This is a genomic window from Gammaproteobacteria bacterium, from assembly GCA_037388465.1.
Taxonomy (GTDB): Bacteria; Pseudomonadota; Gammaproteobacteria; order SpSt-1174; family SpSt-1174; genus JARRKE01.
This window is the reverse complement of record JARRKE010000113.1, coordinates 1-4,876: the sequence shown is the minus strand read 5'-3', so window position 1 is coordinate 4,876 and position 4,876 is coordinate 1. Positions and strand designations below refer to the sequence as shown.

Genomic DNA, 4,876 nt, shown 5'->3' with positions numbered 1-4,876 from the left:
GGCCGCCGGCCTCACGCCGGTGGCGCGCAAGGTGGCCAGCGGCGCGGCCGAACGCGTGCCGCTGATACAGGTCACCAATCTGGCGCGCACCCTCAAGCAGCTGCAGTCGCAGGGGATCTGGATCGTCGGCACCGGCGACGCGGCAGACGCCTCGCTATATGAAACCGATCTCGCCGGCCCGCTGGCGCTGGTAATGGGGGCGGAAGGGAAGGGCATGCGCCGCCTGACCGCGGAACAGTGCGATCAGCTGGTCGCCATTCCCATGCAGGGCAGCGTGTCCAGCCTCAACGTCTCCGTGGCCACCGGCGTGTGCCTGTTCGAGGCGGTGCGCCAGCGGGGCTGAGGCCTGACGCGGCCGGCTCAGCGCCCGGGCAGTTTGACCGTTCTGGTCTTGCCGCCGTAACCGTATTTCTGATCGCGCCCCTGAACGACGACCGTCTGCACCCCGGCCGGAATCTTCACGCCGTACAGGCTGCGGGTGAACGGCTGCTCGTAGCCATGGTCGTGCAGCAGTTTGCGCACGCCGTACACATGTCCGTCCGCGTTCATGACCCGAAAGGCATCGGCATAGCGCTGTGGTGTGTCGTAAGGAGAGGAGATGGTAGCGGCAAAATCGAACGTGTCGGCGCCGCTGGCCTGCACTTTGACGCCGACGACGTCAGGATACTTTTGTTGCGTGGCGTTATCCGCCAGAACGGGCAGGGTGGCGGCAATGCTCAGGATCAGCGTGAGCGCGAGGGTTGACGCAAGACGTTTCATGGATCTTCCTCCGTGCTTGTTCGTTTTATCCGGGTCCGGTTTGTTTCGCGCCGCCTTTGCTGCGGCGGCATGTATTAAGGCAGTTGCTTCGCAGGGCGCTGCTATCGGCAAAGCGACCGGTCGAGTATAGCCACCCCTGTTCGTCGGGCCAGTAGGCTGTCGGTCGTCGGGGGGTACAAACAAAAACGGCCCCGGCGTTTTCACACCGGGGCCGTTTGCAGAGACATCGGGCAGACGGGTCAGGCGATCTGACTGACCGCCTCGAACTGGAAGCCGCTTTGGGCCCAGCCGATCACGCCGCCGCGCAGGTTGATGACGTTCTCGTAGCCGTTCTGCGCAAGGTAGGCACAGACCTGGCCGGAACGGGCGCCGCTGCGGCAGATGAAAACGACGGGACGCTCCCGGTCGATCTCACCCAGACGGTTGCCCAGGCTGGACAGGGGCATGGCCTCGACGCCGGGGATGCTGCCCTGCATCAGCTCCTGCGGCTCCCGTACGTCGATCATGCGGAAGTCCCGGTTTTCGTCCGCCAGCCAGCCGGCGAGCTCGCGTGCATCGATCTCTTTGAAATTCGGTCCGAACATATTTCCTGACCTCTTTAGTCAACCAATGGATGCTAGTATATTAGGCTTGACTAATATTTCAAGTGGGGCGGGGGCTGCCGGCAGGAATCGCCTGTGCGGGGTCGGCCGCCCCGGATTGCGCGGAGAGCGCGAATTCCGTACAATCCACGCCCTTTTCAGGGGGCTCTGTGCCCCGGCATCCTTGCCTCACCGCGCGTCGGGAGGCTTTAACCCGTAAGGAGTGCATTCAATGCGTCACTACGAAGTCGTGTTTCTGGTCCACCCTGACCAGAGCGAGCAGGTGCCTGCCATGATCGAGCGCTATCGCAGCATGATCGAGGCCGGCAACGGCGTGATCCACCGTCTGGAGGACTGGGGCCGCCGTCAGCTCGCCTATCCCATCAACAAGATTCACAAGGCGCACTACGTGCTGATGAACATCGAGTGCGATCAGGACGCCCTGGCCGAACTTGAGAGCGCCTTCCGTTTCAATGATGCGGTGATCCGTAACCTGATCATCAAGCGTGACCAGGCCGATACCGAAGCGTCCCCGCTCGCCAAGTCCGAGGACGACAGCGATACCAGCAGCCGCGCACCGGAAAGCAAGGAGACCGATTCCGGCAAGGAATCGACCGAAGCCAAGTCCGACACCGAGGAAAAGGCTGAGGCCGAAGCCTGAGTCCCCTGCTGAATCCCTAATTCTTTAAGAGGTATTGGTTATGTCACGTTTTTTCCGTCGCAGAAAGTACTGCCGTTTTACCGCTGAGGGCGTCAAGGAGATCGACTACAAGGATCTCAACACCCTCAAGAACTACATCACCGAGACCGGGAAGATCGTGCCTTCCCGCGTGACCGGCACCAAGGCGCGTTATCAGCGCCAGCTGGCCACCGCGGTCAAGCGCGCCCGTTATCTCGCGCTGCTGCCATACACCGACAGCCACACCGGCTGACGCCGGTGCGCGCGGGCGCGTCCCGCGCAGCGGAGAGCCTTGAATGGGTGCCTTCATCATGGCCGGCCGCTGGCAGGCCGTCCTCGCGACGGTCGGTCTGGCGGCGCTGTCCCTGGTCCTGCCCCCCATCGCGCTGCTGAGCGGTGCGGCGGTGGCGCTGGTGACCCTGCGTCTGGGCGTCAACCAGGGCGTGACCGTCGCGGCGCTGGCCAGCCTGGCCATGGGCGGGATCCTGTGGGCCATGACGGGCAACCCGGTGGGCGGCCTGGTCTACGGCATGGTCCAGTGGCTGCCGATCATCGGCGTCGCGCTGGTGCTGAGGGCCACGACCTCCTGGAGCCTGACCCTGCAGGCGGGGCTGATCCTGGGCGTGCTGGTGGTGCTGGGGATTCATCTGCTGTTCCATGACCCCGCCGCCATGTGGAAGACCGCCATGGAGAAGATGTTCGGCGCCATGCTGGCGGAGGTCGACGGCGGACAGAAGAAGCAGCTGCTCGAGGAGTCGGCCAAGTACATGAGCGGCGTGTTCGCCGGTTCGCTGGCGATCGGCGTGGCGCTCTCGATGTTCATCGGGCGTTACTGGCAGGCGGCCTTGTACAACCCAGGCGGGTTCGGCAGGGAGTTCCGCGAGTTGCGCCTCGGCCATTGGCCGGCGTTCATGGTGATAGCGCTGGTGGTGGTTTCGCTGGTGTTCCGCCAGCCGCTGTTCGTCGAGCTGCTGATGGTGCCGCTGGCGCTGTATTTTTTGCAGGGTGTGGCCCTGGTGCACGGCCTGGTTTACCGGCTGGCGATGAACGGGGCCTGGTTGTTCGGGCTGTATGTGCTGCTGTTTTTCCTGTTGCCGCAAATGATTCTGCTGTTGGCCGTGTTCGGCGTGGTGGACAGTTTTGCGGATTTTCGCAGTCGGGTCCAAGCCCGGCCGCGCAACGACAATTCATGAGTTTTGTGAAGGGTGACTGACGATGGATGTGATTCTGCTTGATAAGGTTGAAAACCTGGGCGGTCTGGGCGACAAGGTCAAAGTGCGTCCCGGCCATGCACGCAACTTCCTGATTCCTCAGGGCAAGGCCAAGTACGCCACCGCTGAGAACATCGCCGAGTTCGAGGCGCGCCGTGCCGAGCTGGAAAAGGCCGCCGCCGAGGCGCTGACCGCCGCGCAGGCGCGTGCCGAGAAGCTCGCCGGTATGACGGTGACCATCAAGGCCAACGCCGGCGAAGAAGGCAAGCTGTTCGGCTCGGTGGGCACGCACGAGATCGCCGACGCGGTGAACGAGGCGGGCGGCGAGATCGAGCGTCGCGAAATCCGCATGCCGGAAGGCCCGATCCGCGTGACCGGCGAGTACGAGCTGGCCGTGCATCTGCACAGCGACGTCGAGACCACCATCAAGGTGGTGGTGGAAGCCGAGTAAAGCCGTTTCGCGATCTGCGGTGAGCGATCGCGCCCTCAACCGGGTGGATGAGTCCGACGGTGCGCCTGCCGAGCTGCAGGCGCACCGCAAGGCGCGCTTTATCGCGGCCAGCCGTTACCGTCGCCATTCCTACGGCGACAATCATCCGCTGGGTATTCCCCGGGTCTCCCTGACCCTGGATCTGATCCGCGCCTACGGGGCGCTGTCCGGGACCGAATACCTGCCGTCGCGGCAGGCGCTGGTCTCCGAGCTGACCTGGTTTCATACCCCCGAATACGTCGAGGCCATGCAGCGCTGCGAGGCGCTGGGCAAGGTCAAGCAGCGTTACCGCGACCGCCATAACATCGGCAACTTCGAAAACCCCTATTTCAAGGACTTCTTCGCCACGCCGGCCACCGCTACCGGCGGCAGCATCCAGGGCGCCGAACAGGTGCTGGCGGGTTATGTGGCCTTCAGTCCCGCCGGCGGCATGCACCACGCCATGCCCGACAAGGCGCAGGGATTCTGTTTTTTCAACGATCCCGCCCTGGCGATCATCCGCTTACGTCACGAAGGCCTACGCGTGCTGTACGTGGATATCGACGCCCATCACGGTGACGGGGTGGAATACGCCTTCCGCGACGACCCGGAGGTGCTGACCCTGTCCCTGCACATGGACACCGGTTACGCCTATCCCTTCAAGGGCGGCGCCGTGACGGATACGGGCCCCCTGGGCAACGCGGTCAACGTGCCGTTGCCGTCGGGCATCAACGACACCGAATACCGCCGGGTGTTCGACGCGCTCTGGCCGGCGGTGCGGGAGGCCTTCGGCCCCGACGTGGTGGTGCTGCAGACCGGCACCGACATGCTGATGCCCGATCCGCTGGGCAAGTTCCGCATCAGCACGCAATGCTTCCTGGACGTGGCGCAGCAGGTGCTGGAAAGCGCGCCGACCCATGACGACGGTACGCCACGCCTGCTGGCGGTCGGCGGGGGCGGCTATCATCCGCTGGTGCTGGCGCGCGCCTGGGCCGGCTTGTGGGGCGTGCTTTCCGGGCGCAGCCTGCCGGCCGGGATTCCCGCGCAGGGCCAGGCGCTGCTGCGCGAGGTCGACTGGGATCAGGACGAGGACGAGGATTACTTCGAGCAGCTCTTCGTGACGCGCCTGGATCAGCCGCAGGACGGGGAGGTGCGCCCGGAGATCGCGGCCTTGATA

General features: G+C 64.5%; 8 protein-coding genes. 6 read left to right on the top strand and 2 right to left on the bottom strand.

Translation table 11 applies throughout. The features are described from left to right. The coding region (locus tag P8Y64_13570) for a TrmH family RNA methyltransferase (protein MEJ2061492.1) at nt 1-343 on the top strand (343 nt) is incomplete at its 5' end. A 17-nt stretch (nt 344-360) separates the two neighbouring features. Here P8Y64_13570 and P8Y64_13565 read toward each other — a convergent pair. Beyond that, nucleotides 361-759, bottom strand: a complete 399-nt coding sequence (locus P8Y64_13565) for a hypothetical protein (protein MEJ2061491.1) — start codon at nt 757-759, stop codon at nt 361-363. Nucleotides 760-998: 239 nt separating this feature from the next. Beyond that, complete coding sequence (locus P8Y64_13560) at nt 999-1,343, bottom strand: rhodanese-like domain-containing protein (protein ID MEJ2061490.1); 345 nt, start codon at nt 1,341-1,343, stop codon at nt 999-1,001. Between the two features lie 229 nt (nt 1,344-1,572). On the opposite strand from P8Y64_13560, the gene rpsF reads away from it, so the two are divergent. The 5 genes from rpsF to P8Y64_13535 form a co-directional block, all read left to right on the top strand. Then, on the top strand, nt 1,573-2,001 hold the full coding sequence (rpsF, locus tag P8Y64_13555; protein ID MEJ2061489.1) for a 30S ribosomal protein S6: 429 nt from the start codon (nt 1,573-1,575) through the stop codon (nt 1,999-2,001). A gap of 40 nt (nt 2,002-2,041) precedes the next feature. Then, nucleotides 2,042-2,272 (top strand): 30S ribosomal protein S18, encoded by a 231-nt coding sequence (gene rpsR / locus P8Y64_13550; GenBank protein ID MEJ2061488.1) that lies wholly within the window; start codon nt 2,042-2,044, stop codon nt 2,270-2,272. 43 nt (nt 2,273-2,315) lie between these two features. Further along, entirely contained in the window at nt 2,316-3,212 is an 897-nt protein-coding gene (locus P8Y64_13545) for a DUF2232 domain-containing protein (GenBank protein MEJ2061487.1), read from the top strand. A gap of 22 nt (nt 3,213-3,234) precedes the next feature. After that, complete coding sequence (gene rplI / locus P8Y64_13540) at nt 3,235-3,681, top strand: 50S ribosomal protein L9 (protein ID MEJ2061486.1); 447 nt, start codon at nt 3,235-3,237, stop codon at nt 3,679-3,681. Between the two features lie 43 nt (nt 3,682-3,724). Beyond that, nucleotides 3,725-4,876 (top strand): acetoin utilization protein AcuC (locus P8Y64_13535; protein ID MEJ2061485.1); only part of this gene is annotated, 1,152 nt, incomplete at its 3' end.

Bases quoted from the DNA above. Each gene is read 5' to 3' on its own strand.
- P8Y64_13565 (MEJ2061491.1), bottom strand. From the start codon at position 759: ATGAAACGTCTTGCGTCAACCCTCGCGCTCACGCTGATCCTGAGCATT.
- P8Y64_13560 (MEJ2061490.1), bottom strand. From the start codon at position 1,343: ATGTTCGGACCGAATTTCAAAGAGATCGATGCACGCGAGCTCGCCGGC.
- rpsF (MEJ2061489.1), top strand. From the start codon at position 1,573: ATGCGTCACTACGAAGTCGTGTTTCTGGTCCACCCTGACCAGAGCGAG.
- rpsR (MEJ2061488.1), top strand. From the start codon at position 2,042: ATGTCACGTTTTTTCCGTCGCAGAAAGTACTGCCGTTTTACCGCTGAG.
- P8Y64_13545 (MEJ2061487.1), top strand. From the start codon at position 2,316: ATGGGTGCCTTCATCATGGCCGGCCGCTGGCAGGCCGTCCTCGCGACG.
- rplI (MEJ2061486.1), top strand. From the start codon at position 3,235: ATGGATGTGATTCTGCTTGATAAGGTTGAAAACCTGGGCGGTCTGGGC.